The sequence below is a fragment of the Streptomyces sp. NPDC048514 genome (assembly GCF_043199955.1).
Lineage (GTDB): Bacteria > Actinomycetota > Actinomycetes > Streptomycetales > Streptomycetaceae > Streptomyces.
The window spans coordinates 83,823-96,819 of the sequence record NZ_JBICWT010000004.1; the positions used below are offsets into that span (position 1 = coordinate 83,823).

Genomic DNA, 12,997 nt, shown 5'->3' on the forward strand with positions numbered 1-12,997 from the left:
ACCGATGCTGATCTCGCCGTACCGGTCCTGCACCTCGTCGGTGTAGAGCTGGTCGGCCTGGGCGATCTGCCGGTAGAAGGCCGCCTGGCCGGGGTCGCCGGGCCAGGGCCGGGCGAGCCGGTCGAGGACTGCCTCCATGCACTAGGGAAGCACCCGGCACAGTGCCTCCAGCGTGCCCGTCCAGGCGCTGTCCGGGGGTGTCGCGTATCCCACGACCAGTGCGTCCACCGCCTCCGCGACCGCCTCCGGATGCCGGTGGAACGCCAGCCCGTGCAGGGCCAGTCCCTGCCAGGCCGCGGCCTGCACCACCGACTGTTCCGTGCCCGGCGGCAGGCGCAGCACCGCGTGCAGCCCGGCCGCGATCCCCGTCACCCGCACCTCGGGCGCGCGGTCGGCCACAGCCTCGGTGAGGGCGTCCCGGCGGCGCCGGTAGCGCAGCCGGGAGGAGCGGACGTGCCGGTCGTAGGCGCCGGAGGCGATGAACTCGGCGAGCGTGAGCTGGTCGAGCACGCCGACGGTGTCCATGTCGCCCTTGGCCGACAGCGCGTCCTGCGCCAGGGCCGGTGGCAGCACCATCCAGCCCAGCCGCAGCCCGGGCGCGAGGGACTTGCTGGCGGTGCCGAGGTGGACCACGCGGTCGGGGTCGAGGCCCTGGAGCGCGCCGACGGGCTGCCGGTCGTAGCGGAACTCGCCGTCGTAGTCGTCCTCCAGGACCAGCCCGCCGGTGCGCCGGGCCCAGTCCACGACGGCCGCCCGCCGGTCGGGGTGCAGGGCCGTACCCAGCGGGAACTGATGGGCCGGAGTCAGCAGGACGGCCCCTTCGGTGGTCAACGGACTCGGGTCGGTGCCGAGTTCGTCGTAGGGCAGCGCGCGGGTGACGAGGCCCGCGCGCCGCAGCAGCCGCCAGTGCGCGTCGAGCCCGTACGACTCCACCGCCACCGTGCGCGCCCCGCGGGCCGCGAGCACGGTGGCGAGGATACGCAGCGCGTGCGCGAAACCCGAGGTGATCAGGACGGTGTCCGGGTCGGCGCGGACGCCCCGCGCGCGGGCGAGGTAGCCGGCGAGTGCGCAGCGCAGTTCGGCCCGGCCGCGCGGGTCGCCGTAGCCGAGGGAGTCGTGGGGGGCGGCGGTCAGGGCGCGGCGGGCGGCCTTCAGCCACTCGGTGCGCGGGAAGGCGGCCAGGTCGGGGCTGCCCGGGACGAGGCTGTACGCCGGGCGGGCGGGCTCCCGGTGATGGGGCGCCGTGGCCGCGTTTGGCGCCGGTACGACGGCGGCCCGGTCCGCCACGCGGGTGCCCGAGCCCTGCCGGGCGGTGAGCCAGCCCTCGGCGACCAGGTCGGCGTAGGCCTCGGCGACGGTGTTGCGGGCGATGCCGAGATCGGCGGCGAGGGAGCGGGAGGAGGGCAGCCGGGTGCCGGGAGCCAGGCGGCCGGTGCGGACCGCGTCACGCAGGGCGTCGGTCAGGCCCCGGCGCAGGCCCCCCGCACCGGCCGGTTCGAGGTGCAGGTCGACGCCCAGAGTGGCCCAGGATCTCGCCATGGAAATGGACCATACTCCTGGGCTGCCCGGCTCCTAGGGTCGAGGGCATGAGCACAGCACAGGAAACCCCCGCATACGCATCCGAGCAGGCCCCGCGACTGGCCTGGGCCCAGCACGCACCCGAGGTGTACAAGGCGATGATCCGGCTGGACACCGCCGCCAAGCAGGGACTGGACCCGAAGCTCTACGAGCTGGTCAAGATCCGCGCCTCGCAGGTCAACCACTGCGCGTTCTGCCTCGACATGCACACCAAGGACGCGCTCGCGGCCGGTGAGAGCGTGGAGCGGATCGTGCAGCTGAGCGCGTGGGAGGAGTCCCGGCACTTCTACACGGAGAAGGAGATCGCGGCGATCGAGCTGACCGAGGCGGTCACCGTGCTGACGGACGGGTTCGTGCCGGACGAGGTGTTCGAGCGGGCGGCCAAGCACTTCGAGGAGGCCGAGCTGGCCCAGCTGATCGCCGCGATCACGGTGATCAACGCCTGGAACCGGTTCGGTGTGACCACCCGGATGACGCCGGGCCACTACCGGCCGGGGCAGCACAAGTGAGCCGTGCCCAGGCCTCGGACCGGACGGCCGGCAAGGTCGGCGACTTCCGCGCGCTGCATCTCGGGCGGGCTCAGGGAGACCCGCTGGTGCTGCCCGGCCCCTGGGACGCGGCGAGTGCGCGGACCTTCGCGGCGGCCGGGTTCCCGGCACTGGCCACGCCGAGCGCCGGGGTGGCCGCCTCTCTCGGGTACGAGGACGGGAGCACCCCGGCCGACGAGATGTTCGCGGCGGTCGCCCGGATCGCCCGGTCGGTGGACGTGCCGGTGTCCGCGGACGTGGAGGGCGGCTACGGGCTCGCCCCGCAGGAGCTGGTGGAGCGGCTGCTGGAGGCGGGTGCCGTCGGCTGCAACCTGGAGGACTCGGCGCCCGGGGGCGTTCTGAAGGATCCGCACGGGCACGCCGAGTACCTCGCCGAGGTGTGCTCGGCCGCGGCCGGCCGGCTCTTCGTCAACGCCCGGGTCGACACCTTCGTCCACGGCGACGGCGACCCCGAACGGGCCCTGGAGCGATCCGCGTTGTACGTGGCGGCGGGCGCGGACTGCATCTATCCGATCGCGGCACCGCCGGCCGTACTACCACTGCTGCGGGCCGGGATCCAGGGTCCGCTGAACGCCCTGGCCGTACTGGACGGGGACGGCCCCTCGCCCGGCGCACTGGCCGGACTCGGGGCCACCCGGATCACCTTCGGGCCGGGGCTCCAGCGGCGGACGCTGGCCGCGCTGCGGGAGACCGCGGCCGGTCTGCTCGCGTAGGTACGCCGGTCCCCTCGGCCAGGACCGCCGGCCTTCCCGCCCGGCACCGGCGGCCCGCTCGCCCGGGGAGGTTCAGGACAGCCACCGCTTCCACACGGCCGGGTGGCTGTCCACCCACTTCTTAGCCGCGTCCTGGGGGCTCAGCTTCTGGTCGGCGATCATCAGCGAGACCTCGTTCTGGTCCTCCGTCGTCCACTTGAACTTCTTCAGGAAGGCCGCCGCCCTGCCGCCGGACTTCGCGAAGTCCGCGTTGAGGTACTTCTTCAGCGGGGTGTGCGGATAGGCGCAGGTGATCTTGGCCGTGTCCGCGTCACAGCCTTCCTTGTACGGCGGCAGCTTCACCTCCGTCATGGGGACCTTCTTCGACAGCCACTGGGGCGTGTACCAGTAGGTCAGGAAGGGCTTCTTCTCCTTGGCGAACTGCTTCATCTGGGTGATCTGCGCCGCCTCGGAACCGGCGAAGACGACCTGGTAGTCCAGCTTCAGGTTCTTCACCAGCGCCTTGTCGTTGGTGACGTAGGACGGGGAGCCGTCCATCAGCTGCCCCTTGCCGCCGCTCTCCGCGGTGCGGAAGAGCGAGGCGTACTTGTTCAGGTTCCGCCAGTCGGTGATGTCCGGGTGCTGCTCGGCCAGGTAGGTCGGCACGAACCAGCCGATGTGCCCGGTCACTCCGAGGCCGCCGGCGTCGGCGATCGTCTTCTTGTCCTCGACGTACCGCTTCTCCTGCTCCGGGTGGCCCCAGTCCTCCAGGAGGGCGTCGACCCGGCCCTGGCTGAGCGCGTCCCAGGCGGGCACCTCGTCCACCTGGACGGTGTCGACCCGGTAGCCGAGCTTGTGTTCCAGGATGTACTGGGCGACGGCCACGTCGGACTGCGCGCCCACCCAGGACTGCACGGAGAGCGTGACGGTCTTCGAGCCCTGCGCGTTGGCGAACGGGCTGGCCTGCTTGGTCATGTCGGCCGCGCCGCACCCGGCGGTCAGTCCCAGTGCGGCGACGGCGGCGGCGACCGAGGCGGTCGTACGGAATCGCATGTCAGGCTCCCTTCCTCGGACGCCGTTCGGTGGGCTGGGTCACCCGGTCGAGCATCAGGCCCAGGCAGACGATGGCCGCACCGGCCACCAGACCGGTCGCCAGGTCGCCCTGGGCGAGGCCGAACACCACGTTGTAGCCGAGCGCGCCACCGCCGACGAGGCCGCCGACGACGACCACGGCGAGGACGAGCACCACGCACTGGTTGACGGCGAGCAGCATGGCGTGCCGGGCCAGCGGCAGCTGGACCTGCCACAGTTGCTGGGCGCCGGTGGCTCCCAGCGAGCGAGCCGACTCCAGCGCGCCCGCGTCGACCTGGCGCAGCCCCTGGCTGACGATGCGTACGACGGCGGGCAGGGCGTAGATCACGGCGGCAGCGGCGGCGGGCGCCCGGCCCACACCGAACAGCGCCACGACCGGGATCAGGTACACGAACTGCGGCATGGTCTGGCAGACGTCCAGCACCGGTCGCAGCAGCCGCTCACAGCGGGCGCTGCGGGCCGCGGCGACGGCGGCGCCGAAGCCGATCACCAGGGTGACGGCCACCGCGGCCAGCACCTGGGAGAGGGTGTCCAGGGAAGGGTTCCACACCCCGAGGACGCCGATCGCGGCCATCGCCAGCACCGCGGTGAGGGCCGTGCGCCAGGTGCCGATCAGCCAGGCCACGGCGGCGACGATCAGGAGCAGGCCCCACCAGGGCAGCCCCTGCAGACCGTCCCGGATCGGGTTCAGCACCCAGGTGGTGAAGTGGGCGGCCCAGTCGGCGGTGCCGCCGACGACGGGGACGCCGCTGTAGAGGTGATCGACCATCCAGTCCTTGGCGGTGTTCACCGGCGCGGCGATGTCGGCGACCCAGGAGTCCGGCCAGGTCAGCCGGTCCGAGAGCCGTCCGGCCAGGAGCACGGCGACCGTCACCGCGGCCGGTACGGCCCAGCGGGCCGCCGGGCCCTGCGATGCGCTCTCGGCGCCGGAGCCCAGCCGTTCGCCGACGGCCGCGGTGACCCGGTCGAGCACGACGGCGAGCAGCACGATGGGGATGCCGGCCGCCAGCGCGGCACCGACGTCGACGGAGGCCAGCGCCTGGTAGACGCGGTCACCCAGGCCGCCGGCGCCGATCATCGAGGCGATCACGGCCATGGACAGCGCCATCATGATCGTCTGGTTGACGCCCAGCATGATCTCCTTGCGGGCGAGCGGCAGCCGGGCGGTCAGCAGCCGCTGCCGGAAGGTGGCGCCGAGCGACTGCACCGCCTCCATCACCCCGGCGTCCGCGGCGCGCAGACCGAGCGCGGTGAGACGGGCCATGGGCGGGGCCGCGTACACGACGGTGGCGAGGACGGCCGCGGGGACGCCGATGCCGAAGACCAGCACGACGGGGAGGAGGTAGGCGAAGGCCGGGAGCACCTGCATGGTGTCCAGGACCGGGCGCAGGGCGCGCTCCAGGCGCGTGGACAGCCCGGCGGCGAGGCCGAGGACCGCGCCGACGGCGACGGAGGCCACGACGGCGACGACCATGAGGGCGAGGGTCTGCATGGTCGGGACCCACATGCCGAGGGCCCCGCAGGCGAGGAAGGCGGCCGCGGTGCCGCAGGCCAGGCGGACACCCGCCACGCGCCATGCGACGACGGCGCCGAACACCGTGACGCCGGCCCAGCCCGCGGCGAGCAGCGTGAGGTAGACGGCGCGGACCGAGAGGACGACCGCGTTGCTGATGTAGCCGAAGAAGTACAGGAACAGGGGGTGGCTGTCCCGGTTGTCGATGACCCAGTCGCTGGCCGACTGCAGGGGTCTGGTCAGGTCGACGGTCAGCTCATGGGGCCATGTTCCGCTGCCCCAACGGGTGAGGAAGGGCAGCAGGACCGCGGTGAGGAGGGCGAGCAGGAGGAGCTTGCCCGCGGCCCGGCTCTTGAGGATGCGGGGCCTGCCGGCGCGGGACGCGGAGACCGTGAGCGTTGCCATCAGACGGCCTCCGGACTGGTGCGGGGGCTCGGCGGGGTCGCCTGCCGGGGCCGTACCGCGCCGGTACCGGCGGCGTCGGCGGCGGGGCCGGCCACGGCCGGGGCGGTGGGGCCGCCCGCCGGGGTCGTGCCCGCGACCACACCCAGGAGGGCGTCGGAGTCCACGACGCCCAGGCACCTGCCCGCGTCCATCACCCGGGCCGGAGCCCCCGCGCGGGCCACCGCCTCGATCGCCTCCGCGACCGTGGCCTCCGGGCGGACCGCCGGGCCGCCGGCCGTCTCCTCGGCGGACGCCGGACGCATGGCCGTACGGACCGTCAGCACCTGTTCGCGCGGCACGTCCCGGACGAACTCGCGGACGTAGTCGTCGGCCGGGGAGCCGACGATCTGTTCCGGAGTGCCGAGCTGGACCACCTGGCCGTCGCGCATCAGGGCGATGCGGTCGCCGAGCTTCAGCGCCTCGGAGAGGTCGTGGGTGATGAACACCATCGTGCGGCCCTCCTCACGGTGCAGGCGGACCACCTCTTCCTGCATGTCGCGCCGGATGAGCGGGTCGAGGGCGCTGAACGGCTCGTCGAACAGCAGCACCTCGGGGTCCACGGCCAGGGCGCGGGCCAGGCCCACCCGCTGGCGCTGGCCGCCGGAGAGCTGGCCGGGGCGGCGCTTCTCCATGCCTTCGAGGCCGACCTTTGCGACGACCTCGGCGGCCCGCTCACGCCGCTCGGACCGGCCGACGCCCTGGATCTCCAGGCCGTAGGCGACGTTGTCGAGGACGGTGCGGTGCGGCAGCAGGCCGAAGTGCTGGAAGACCATGGCGGCGCGGTGCCGGCGCAGCTCGCGCAGGCGGCCCCTGTCCATCGCGCGGACGTCCTCCCCGTCGATGGAGATCGACCCGGCCGTCGGCTCGATCAGGCGGGTCAGACAGCGGACGAGGGTGGACTTGCCGGAGCCCGACAGGCCCATCACGACGAAGACCTCGCCCTTGCGGACGTCGAAGGAGACGTCCCGGACGGCGGCGGTGCAGCCGGTACGGGAGCGCAGTTCGGCGGCGTCCAGGCCGCTCAGTTCGGGGTCGGCGGGAACGCGGTCGGCCTTCGGGCCGAAGACCTTCCACAGGCCGTCCACGGAGAAGACGGGGGCGTCGGTGGGGGGCTTACGGGTGGGGACGGTGAGAGTCATCGCAGGTCACCTCCGATAAGGTCGACGGCCTTCTCCCCGACCATGAGCACGCCGATCATCGGGTTCACGGCGGGCATGGTCGGGAAGACGGAGGCGTCGGCGATGCGGATGCCGGACAGACCTCGGATGCGCAGCTCCGGGTCGACCACGGCCGTTTCGTCGTCGGCGGCGCCCATCTTGCAGGTGCCGGCCGGGTGGTAGACGGTGTGCGCGACCTTGCGCGCGTACTCGCTCAGTTCGGCGTCGCCGAGGATCTCCGGACCCGGGCACACCTCGCGCTTGAGCCAGCCGGCCAGCGGCTCGGTCTTGGCGATCTCGCGGGCGATGCGGATGCCGTCGACGAGGGTACGGGCGTCGTAGTCGTCCTCGTCGGTGAAGTACCGGAAGTCCAGTGCCGGCTTCACGGACGGGTCGGCGCTGGTCAGGAACACGCGGCCGCGGCTCTTGGGCTTGGGGATGTTGGGGGTCATCGAGACGCCGTGGGCGGGGCGTTCGTAGCCGAGGCGCTCCGGGTTGTCCGTGAACGGGATCTGGTAGAAGTGGAACATCAGGTCCGGGCCCGCGTGTTCGGGGTCGCGGCGCACGAACAGGCCCGCGTCGGAGTCCATCGCGGAGTTCTCCGGGATCGGCCCGTCGGTCTCCCAGACGATCACCGACTCGGGGTGGTCGAGCAGGTTCTCACCGACGCCCGGCAGGTCGTGCGCGACCGGGATGCCCAGTGCCTCGAGGTCCTTGCGGGGCCCGATGCCCGAATGCAGCAGCAGCCGCGGGGAGTCGACGGCGCCCGCGCACAGGACGACCTCGTTGCGGGCCCGTATCAGCAGTTCCTCGCCGTCCGCGGTGCGGACGTGGACGCCCTCGGCGCGGGTGCCGTTCAGCTCCAGCCTGTACGCCCAGGTCTCCAGGAAGATTCGCAGGCCCGGGCGCTCGTCCAGCACCGGGTGGAGATAGGCGACGGAGGCGGAGGAGCGCTTGTTGTTCTCCGGGTGGTAGGCGAGGTCGAAGAAGCCGACGCCCTCGGTGAACGGCTTCTTGTTGAAGCCCTCGATCCGGGGCACTCCGAGCGCCGATTCGGCGGCGTCGACGAAGTCGCGGGCGATGGCGTTGCGGTCCTTCTCGTCGACGGAGACGATGTTGTTCTTCAGGCGGGCGAAGTAGGCCTCCATCGGGACCGCGCCCCAGCCCTCGGCGCCGGCGGCCTCCCACTCGTCCCAGTCGGAGGGCAGCGGCTTGAAGGAGATGAGGGTGTTGTGCGAGGAGCAGCCGCCGAGGACGCGGGCGCGGCTGTGCCGGATGTGGGAGTTGCCGCGGGGCTGCTCCGTCGTCGGGTAGTCGTAGTCGAGTTCCCCGCCGAGCAGGCCCATCCAGCGGCGCAGGGTGAGGACGTCGTCGCGGCCGACGTCGCTCGGGCCGCCCTCGATGACGGCGACGGTGACGTCGGGGTCCTCGGTGAGGCGGGAGGCGATGACGGAGCCCGCCGTGCCGCCGCCGATGACGACGTAGTCGAATTCGTGGGTGTGATCCGGCATGGGGTGGTTACTCCTGCAGGGTGGGAGGACGTACGGAGTGCTGCGGCTGGTTCGCCGGCGGGGCGTGGGGTCCCGGCCGGCGGACCGGCGCGGGGTCTCAGCCGGCGAACCAGCGCACCGGCGCGGGCGCGAGGTTCTGGTAGATGTGCTTGGTCTCGCGGTACTCGGCGAGCCCGGCGGGGCCCAGTTCGCGGCCGGTGCCGCTCCTGCCGAAGCCGCCCCATTCCGCCTGCGGCAGGTAGGGGTGGAAGTCGTTGATCCAGACGGTGCCGTGGCGCAGCCGGCCGGCGACCCGGCGGGCCTTGCCGGGATCGGTGGTCCACACGGCACCGGCCAGGCCGTACTCGGTGTCGTTGGCGAGGCGGACGGCCTCTTCCTCGGTCTGGAAGGTCTCGACGGTGAGGACGGGACCGAAGACCTCCTCGCGTACGACCTTCATCTCGCGGTGGCAGGCGTCGAGGATGGTGGGCTCGTAGAAGTAGCCGGACTCGGGCCGCTCGGGCGACGGTTCCGGCCGCTTGCCGCCGCAGCGCAGCACGGCGCCCTCGGCGAGCGCGGAGGCGACGTACGCCTCCACCTTGGCGCGCTGCTGCTCGGAGACGAGGGGGCCGCACTCGACGCCGTCCCCGGTGCCGCGGCCGAGCCTGATCTTCTGGGCGCGGCGGGCCAGTTCGCCGACGAAGCGGTCGCGGACCGACTCCTCGACGATGAGGCGTGCGCCGGCCGAGCAGACCTGGCCGCTGTGGATGAAGGCGGCGTTGAGGGCCTGGTCGACCGCGGTGTCGAAGTCCTTCTCGGTGGCGCAGGCGTCGGCGAAGACCACGTTGGGGTTCTTGCCGCCGAGTTCGAGGGCGACCTTCTTCACGCTCGGGGCGGCGGCCTGGGCGACCTTGGTGCCGCTGATCAGGCCGCCGGTGAAGGAGACCAGGTCGACGTCGGGGTGCTCGGCGAGCCGGGCGCCGACGGTGTGGCCGGGGCCGGTGACGATGTTGGCGACACCGGCGGGCAGCCCGGCCTCGGCCAGCAGCTCGATCAGTGCGACGGTGGTCAGCGGGGTGATCTCGCTCGGCTTGATCACGAAGGTGTTGCCGGCCGCGAGGGCCGGGGCGACCTTCCAGCTGGCCTGGAGGAGGGGGTAGTTCCAGGGGGTGATCAGCGCGCAGACGCCGACCGGCTCGTGCACGACGACGCTGTGGACGTCGGGTGTGCCGGCGTCGACCACCCGGCCCGGGGCCTCGGCGGCGACCAGGTCGGCGAAGTAGCGGAAGGCGTCGGCGACACAGTCGATGTCGACGCGGCCCTCCTCGACGGTCTTGCCCGCGTCCCGGCTCTCCAGCAGGCCCAGCTCCTCGCGGTCACGGGTGAGGAGATCGGCGACGCGGCGCAGCAGGGCGGCACGCTCGGCGACCGGGGTGCGGGGCCACGGACCGTGGTCGAACGCCTGCCGGGCGGCGGCCACCGCCCGCTCCGCGTCCGTCTCGTCACCCTCGGCGACCACGGCGAACGGCCGGGCGTCCGCGGGGTCGAGGATCTCGCGCGTCGCGCCGGAGCTCGCGCCCGCCCACTCGCCCCCCGCGTGAATGGTCTCCGGGGCCTGTCGTACCGTTCTTTCCGCCATGATCGGTGTTGCCTTCCGTTCCGGTGCCGTACCCCTGCGTCACGTGGGTGTCACGCTCGGGGACCGTGGCCGCCTGCCCAGGACCTGCGGATGGCATGCGCAATCGTGGCCGAAAGTGCGCGGCGTCACTGAAAATGTGGTCGAAAGCGGACAAAAGTGGGGCGGGGGCGGTCGCCCCGAGCCGCCGGAAGAGGCGCCGGTCCGGGAGGAGCGCAGACGCCGCTCAGCAGGCGGGCGTGACAGGGCGCAGGCACCGGTCCGGGGACGAACGTGAGCGGTCGGGAGCGGGCGGAGGTGCCGGGCCGGGGAGGGGCTAACCGGCCGCCGACCCCCGCAGCAGCAGCTCCCGCACGCAGCCGCGCAGCCAGGCGTGCGCGGGGTCGGCGTCGTGGCGCGGGTGCCAGGCGAACCCCACCCGCACCGTGGGCAGGGGCAGGGGGATCTCGAAGACGACCAGGCCGAGGACGTCGGCGAGCGGGCGGTCCCAGTGGCTGACCAGGCCGATCAGGTCGGTCTCGCGCAGCACGAACAGCGAGGCCGGGTAGGTGCCGACGGTGCCCACCACCCGCCGCCGCAGGCCGAGGCCGGCGAGCGCGTCGTCGATCGGGCCGCGCTGCCTGCCGCGCCGGGAGACGATGAGGTGCCCCGCCTCCCCGGCGAACCGCTCGGCGGTCAACTCCCCGTCGAGCAGGGGGTGTCCGGCCCGTACGACACCCAGCAGGCGGTCCTCGTGCACGGTCTCCACATGCACCTCGGGCGCGATCGAGTCGATCACGCCGACCTCCAGGTCGGCGGTGCCCTGCCGCAGGTACGGGGCGTCCTCGTGGCTCTCGGACAGGAAGCGCAGGCGGATCCCGGGCGCCTCGCGGGCGGCGCGGGCGAAGAGGGCCGCGCCCTGGGTGGCGGCGATCGCGTCGTGGCCGATGATCGTGAAGGTGCGGCTGACCGTGCGCAGGTCGGCGTCCCGGCCCGGCGCGAACAGTGCGCGGGCCCGCTCCACCACCGCGCTCACCTCGGCGCGCACGGCCAGCGCATGCGGGGTCGGCACCATCCGGCGGCCGGCGCGCACCAGCACGGGATCGCCGAGCGCCTTGCGGATCCGGCCGAGCGTCCGGCTCATGGCGGGCTCGGACAGGTGCAGCCGGCGGGCGGCGCCCTGCACGCTCTGCTCCTCCAGCAGCACGTCCAGCGCGACCAGCAGATTCAGATCCAGGCCCGCGGATTGCGTCATGTGCAGGTACCCCTTGCAAAGGTTGCACTGGAAGACAGGTCACCGGCGAGCCTACGGTGAGAGCGCGCGAGAGCGCAGCCCACACCCACCGCCTAGCTCCCCGGAGGAGCCGTGCCCTCGCACGCCCTGAAACGCCCGGTCCTGCTCACCCTGTGCGCCTGCGTCCTGGTCGCCCAGAGCATGGTCGCCGCCATCAACCTGCTGATCCCCCAACTGGGTTCGTCCGCCCTGCACCCCTCGCACACCGAGCTGCTGTGGACGATCGACGCCTATGTCATCGTCTTCGCGGGGCTGCTCGTTCCGGCCGGCGCGCTCGGCGACCGCTACGGCCGCAAGGGCGCCCTGCTCACCGGGCTCGGACTGTTCGCGGCGGGCGCCGCCACCAGCGCGCTCGCCACCGCCCCCGCCGTGCTGATCGCGGGGCGGGGCCTGTCCGGCGCCGGAGCCGCCCTGATCACCCCGGCCACGCTGGCGATCCTGATGCGGCTGTCCGCACCCGAGCACCGGGCCCGCTCGATGACCGCCTGGACCACGGCCCTCGGCATCGGCGGCGCGGTGGGCAACCTGGGCGGCGGACTGGCCGGCCAGTTCCTCACCTGGCGTGCCCTGTTCGCGGTGATGGTCCCGCTCGCGGTCCTGCTGGCCGGTGCCGTCGCGATCACCACCCCACGCACGGAACGCTCCGCCCGGAGCAACCCAGACCCGCTCGGCACCGCACTGCTGACCGCGGGCCTGGTCGCCGTGCTGTTCGGCGTCATCGAGGGCCCGGCGTACGGCTGGGCCTCCGCGCGCATCCTCGGTTCCTTCGCGGCGGGCGCGCTGCTGATCGCGGGCTTCACCCGGAACGCCCTGCGCTCCCCCGCCCCGCTGTTCGACCCGCGGGTCTTCGCCTCCGCCCGGCTGCGGGCGGCCTCGCTCGGCATGGCCACCGGCTTCTTCGGCCTGTTCGCCCTGTTCTTCGTCAACTCGCAGTACCTGCAGGGCACCAAGGGCTTCGGCGCGGCCGTCACCGGCCTCGCGATCCTGCCGCTGACCGTCGGCATGATGCTGGCGCCGAGGCTGGCCACCCGCTGGGCGAGGCACCCCCGGGCCGTCGTCGGCACCGGTCTCGCCCTGATCGGCCTGGGCCTGCTCGGCGCGTCCACCGCCGGCGCGGCCACCCCCTACTGGGCGTACGCCGGCTGGCTGCTGGTGATCTCGGCCGGCACCGGGCTGTCCATGCCCGCCCTGACCCTCGGCGTGGTCACCTCGCTCCCCGCCCACCAGTCGGGCCTAGGCTCCGGCCTCGGCACCACCGCCCGGGAGACGGGCGCCGCCCTGGGCGTCGCGGTCACCGGCACCGTGCTGTCCTCCCACGCCGACCTCACCGACGGCATGGGGCCGGCCCTGCGCACGGTCGCGCTGGCCGTGCTGGCGGCGACGGCACTGGTGGTGAAGGGCTACGGGAGCGGGACCGGCAGCGGCAGCGGCAGCGGCAGCGGCAGCGGCAGCGGCACGGTGGCGTCCGGAGCGAAGCGGGAGCCGGTACCGGCGGGCGCGGAGCGTCCTTGACGGGGTGCTGCCCGAGTGCGGGCGCCGCTCCCGGAAGAACCGCGTGGGCCCTGCTCCGGGAG

General features: G+C 73.3%; 10 protein-coding genes and 1 pseudogene. 3 read left to right on the forward strand and 8 right to left on the reverse strand.

All coding sequences use genetic code 11. From position 1 onward, the window contains the following. Window positions 1–3: 3 nt before the first annotated feature. Both ACGFT2_RS09225 and ACGFT2_RS09230 read right to left on the reverse strand, forming a co-directional pair. Window positions 4–132: pseudogene (locus ACGFT2_RS09225) on the reverse strand (alpha/beta hydrolase); the annotation flags it as partial. A 9-nt stretch (window positions 133–141) separates the two neighbouring features. Further along, a complete protein-coding gene (locus ACGFT2_RS09230; protein ID WP_393275117.1) occupies window positions 142–1,539 on the reverse strand; it encodes a PLP-dependent aminotransferase family protein in 1,398 nt (465 codons plus the stop codon). A 47-nt stretch (window positions 1,540–1,586) separates the two neighbouring features. On the opposite strand from ACGFT2_RS09230, the gene ACGFT2_RS09235 reads away from it, so the two are divergent. Both ACGFT2_RS09235 and ACGFT2_RS09240 read left to right on the forward strand, forming a co-directional pair. After that, window positions 1,587–2,087: a carboxymuconolactone decarboxylase family protein gene (locus tag ACGFT2_RS09235; RefSeq protein ID WP_393275119.1), complete on the forward strand. Its 501-nt coding sequence runs from the start codon at window positions 1,587–1,589 to the stop codon at window positions 2,085–2,087. Then, on the forward strand, window positions 2,084–2,839 hold the full coding sequence (locus ACGFT2_RS09240) for an isocitrate lyase/phosphoenolpyruvate mutase family protein (RefSeq protein WP_393275121.1): 756 nt from the start codon (window positions 2,084–2,086) through the stop codon (window positions 2,837–2,839). The genes ACGFT2_RS09235 and ACGFT2_RS09240 overlap by 4 nt, the downstream gene beginning before the upstream one ends. Before the next feature lie 72 nt (window positions 2,840–2,911). Here the strand turns inward: ACGFT2_RS09240 and ACGFT2_RS09245 are convergent, their stop codons facing one another. The 6 genes from ACGFT2_RS09245 to ACGFT2_RS09270 form a co-directional block, all read right to left on the reverse strand. After that, a complete protein-coding gene (locus ACGFT2_RS09245) occupies window positions 2,912–3,871 on the reverse strand; it encodes an ABC transporter substrate-binding protein (protein ID WP_393275123.1) in 960 nt (319 codons plus the stop codon). 1 nt (window position 3,872) lies between these two features. After that, on the reverse strand, window positions 3,873–5,828 hold the full coding sequence (locus tag ACGFT2_RS09250) for an ABC transporter permease (protein ID WP_393275125.1): 1,956 nt from the start codon (window positions 5,826–5,828) through the stop codon (window positions 3,873–3,875). Then, on the reverse strand, window positions 5,828–7,006 hold the full coding sequence (locus tag ACGFT2_RS09255; RefSeq protein WP_393275127.1) for a glycine betaine/L-proline ABC transporter ATP-binding protein: 1,179 nt from the start codon (window positions 7,004–7,006) through the stop codon (window positions 5,828–5,830). Before ACGFT2_RS09255 ends, ACGFT2_RS09250 begins: the two co-directional genes overlap by 1 nt. Beyond that, a complete protein-coding gene (locus tag ACGFT2_RS09260; protein WP_393275129.1) occupies window positions 7,003–8,535 on the reverse strand; it encodes a GMC family oxidoreductase in 1,533 nt (510 codons plus the stop codon). Before ACGFT2_RS09260 ends, ACGFT2_RS09255 begins: the two co-directional genes overlap by 4 nt. A gap of 97 nt (window positions 8,536–8,632) precedes the next feature. Beyond that, window positions 8,633–10,153, reverse strand: a complete 1,521-nt coding sequence (locus ACGFT2_RS09265; RefSeq protein WP_393275131.1) for an aldehyde dehydrogenase family protein — start codon at window positions 10,151–10,153, stop codon at window positions 8,633–8,635. A gap of 313 nt (window positions 10,154–10,466) precedes the next feature. Beyond that, the gene (locus ACGFT2_RS09270; RefSeq protein WP_393275133.1) at window positions 10,467–11,384 is read right to left on the reverse strand and encodes a LysR family transcriptional regulator; all 918 of its coding nucleotides are present in this window, start codon (window positions 11,382–11,384) and stop codon (window positions 10,467–10,469) included. A gap of 111 nt (window positions 11,385–11,495) precedes the next feature. Between ACGFT2_RS09270 and ACGFT2_RS09275 the strand changes: the two genes are divergently transcribed. Then, window positions 11,496–12,935 (forward strand): MFS transporter, encoded by a 1,440-nt coding sequence (locus tag ACGFT2_RS09275; protein WP_393275135.1) that lies wholly within the window; start codon window positions 11,496–11,498, stop codon window positions 12,933–12,935. Window positions 12,936–12,997: the final 62 nt, after the last annotated feature.

What these genes read in the sequence shown, in the direction of transcription:
- ACGFT2_RS09245 (WP_393275123.1), bottom strand. Translation starts at nt 3,871, where the DNA reads ATGCGATTCCGTACGACCGCCTCGGTCGCCGCCGCCGTCGCCGCACTG.
- ACGFT2_RS09270 (WP_393275133.1), bottom strand. Translation starts at nt 11,384, where the DNA reads ATGACGCAATCCGCGGGCCTGGATCTGAATCTGCTGGTCGCGCTGGAC.
- ACGFT2_RS09260 (WP_393275129.1), bottom strand. Translation starts at nt 8,535, where the DNA reads ATGCCGGATCACACCCACGAATTCGACTACGTCGTCATCGGCGGCGGC.
- ACGFT2_RS09255 (WP_393275127.1), bottom strand. Translation starts at nt 7,006, where the DNA reads ATGACTCTCACCGTCCCCACCCGTAAGCCCCCCACCGACGCCCCCGTC.
- ACGFT2_RS09265 (WP_393275131.1), bottom strand. Translation starts at nt 10,153, where the DNA reads ATGGCGGAAAGAACGGTACGACAGGCCCCGGAGACCATTCACGCGGGG.
- ACGFT2_RS09230 (WP_393275117.1), bottom strand. Translation starts at nt 1,539, where the DNA reads ATGGCGAGATCCTGGGCCACTCTGGGCGTCGACCTGCACCTCGAACCG.
- ACGFT2_RS09235 (WP_393275119.1), top strand. Translation starts at nt 1,587, where the DNA reads ATGAGCACAGCACAGGAAACCCCCGCATACGCATCCGAGCAGGCCCCG.
- ACGFT2_RS09250 (WP_393275125.1), bottom strand. Translation starts at nt 5,828, where the DNA reads ATGGCAACGCTCACGGTCTCCGCGTCCCGCGCCGGCAGGCCCCGCATC.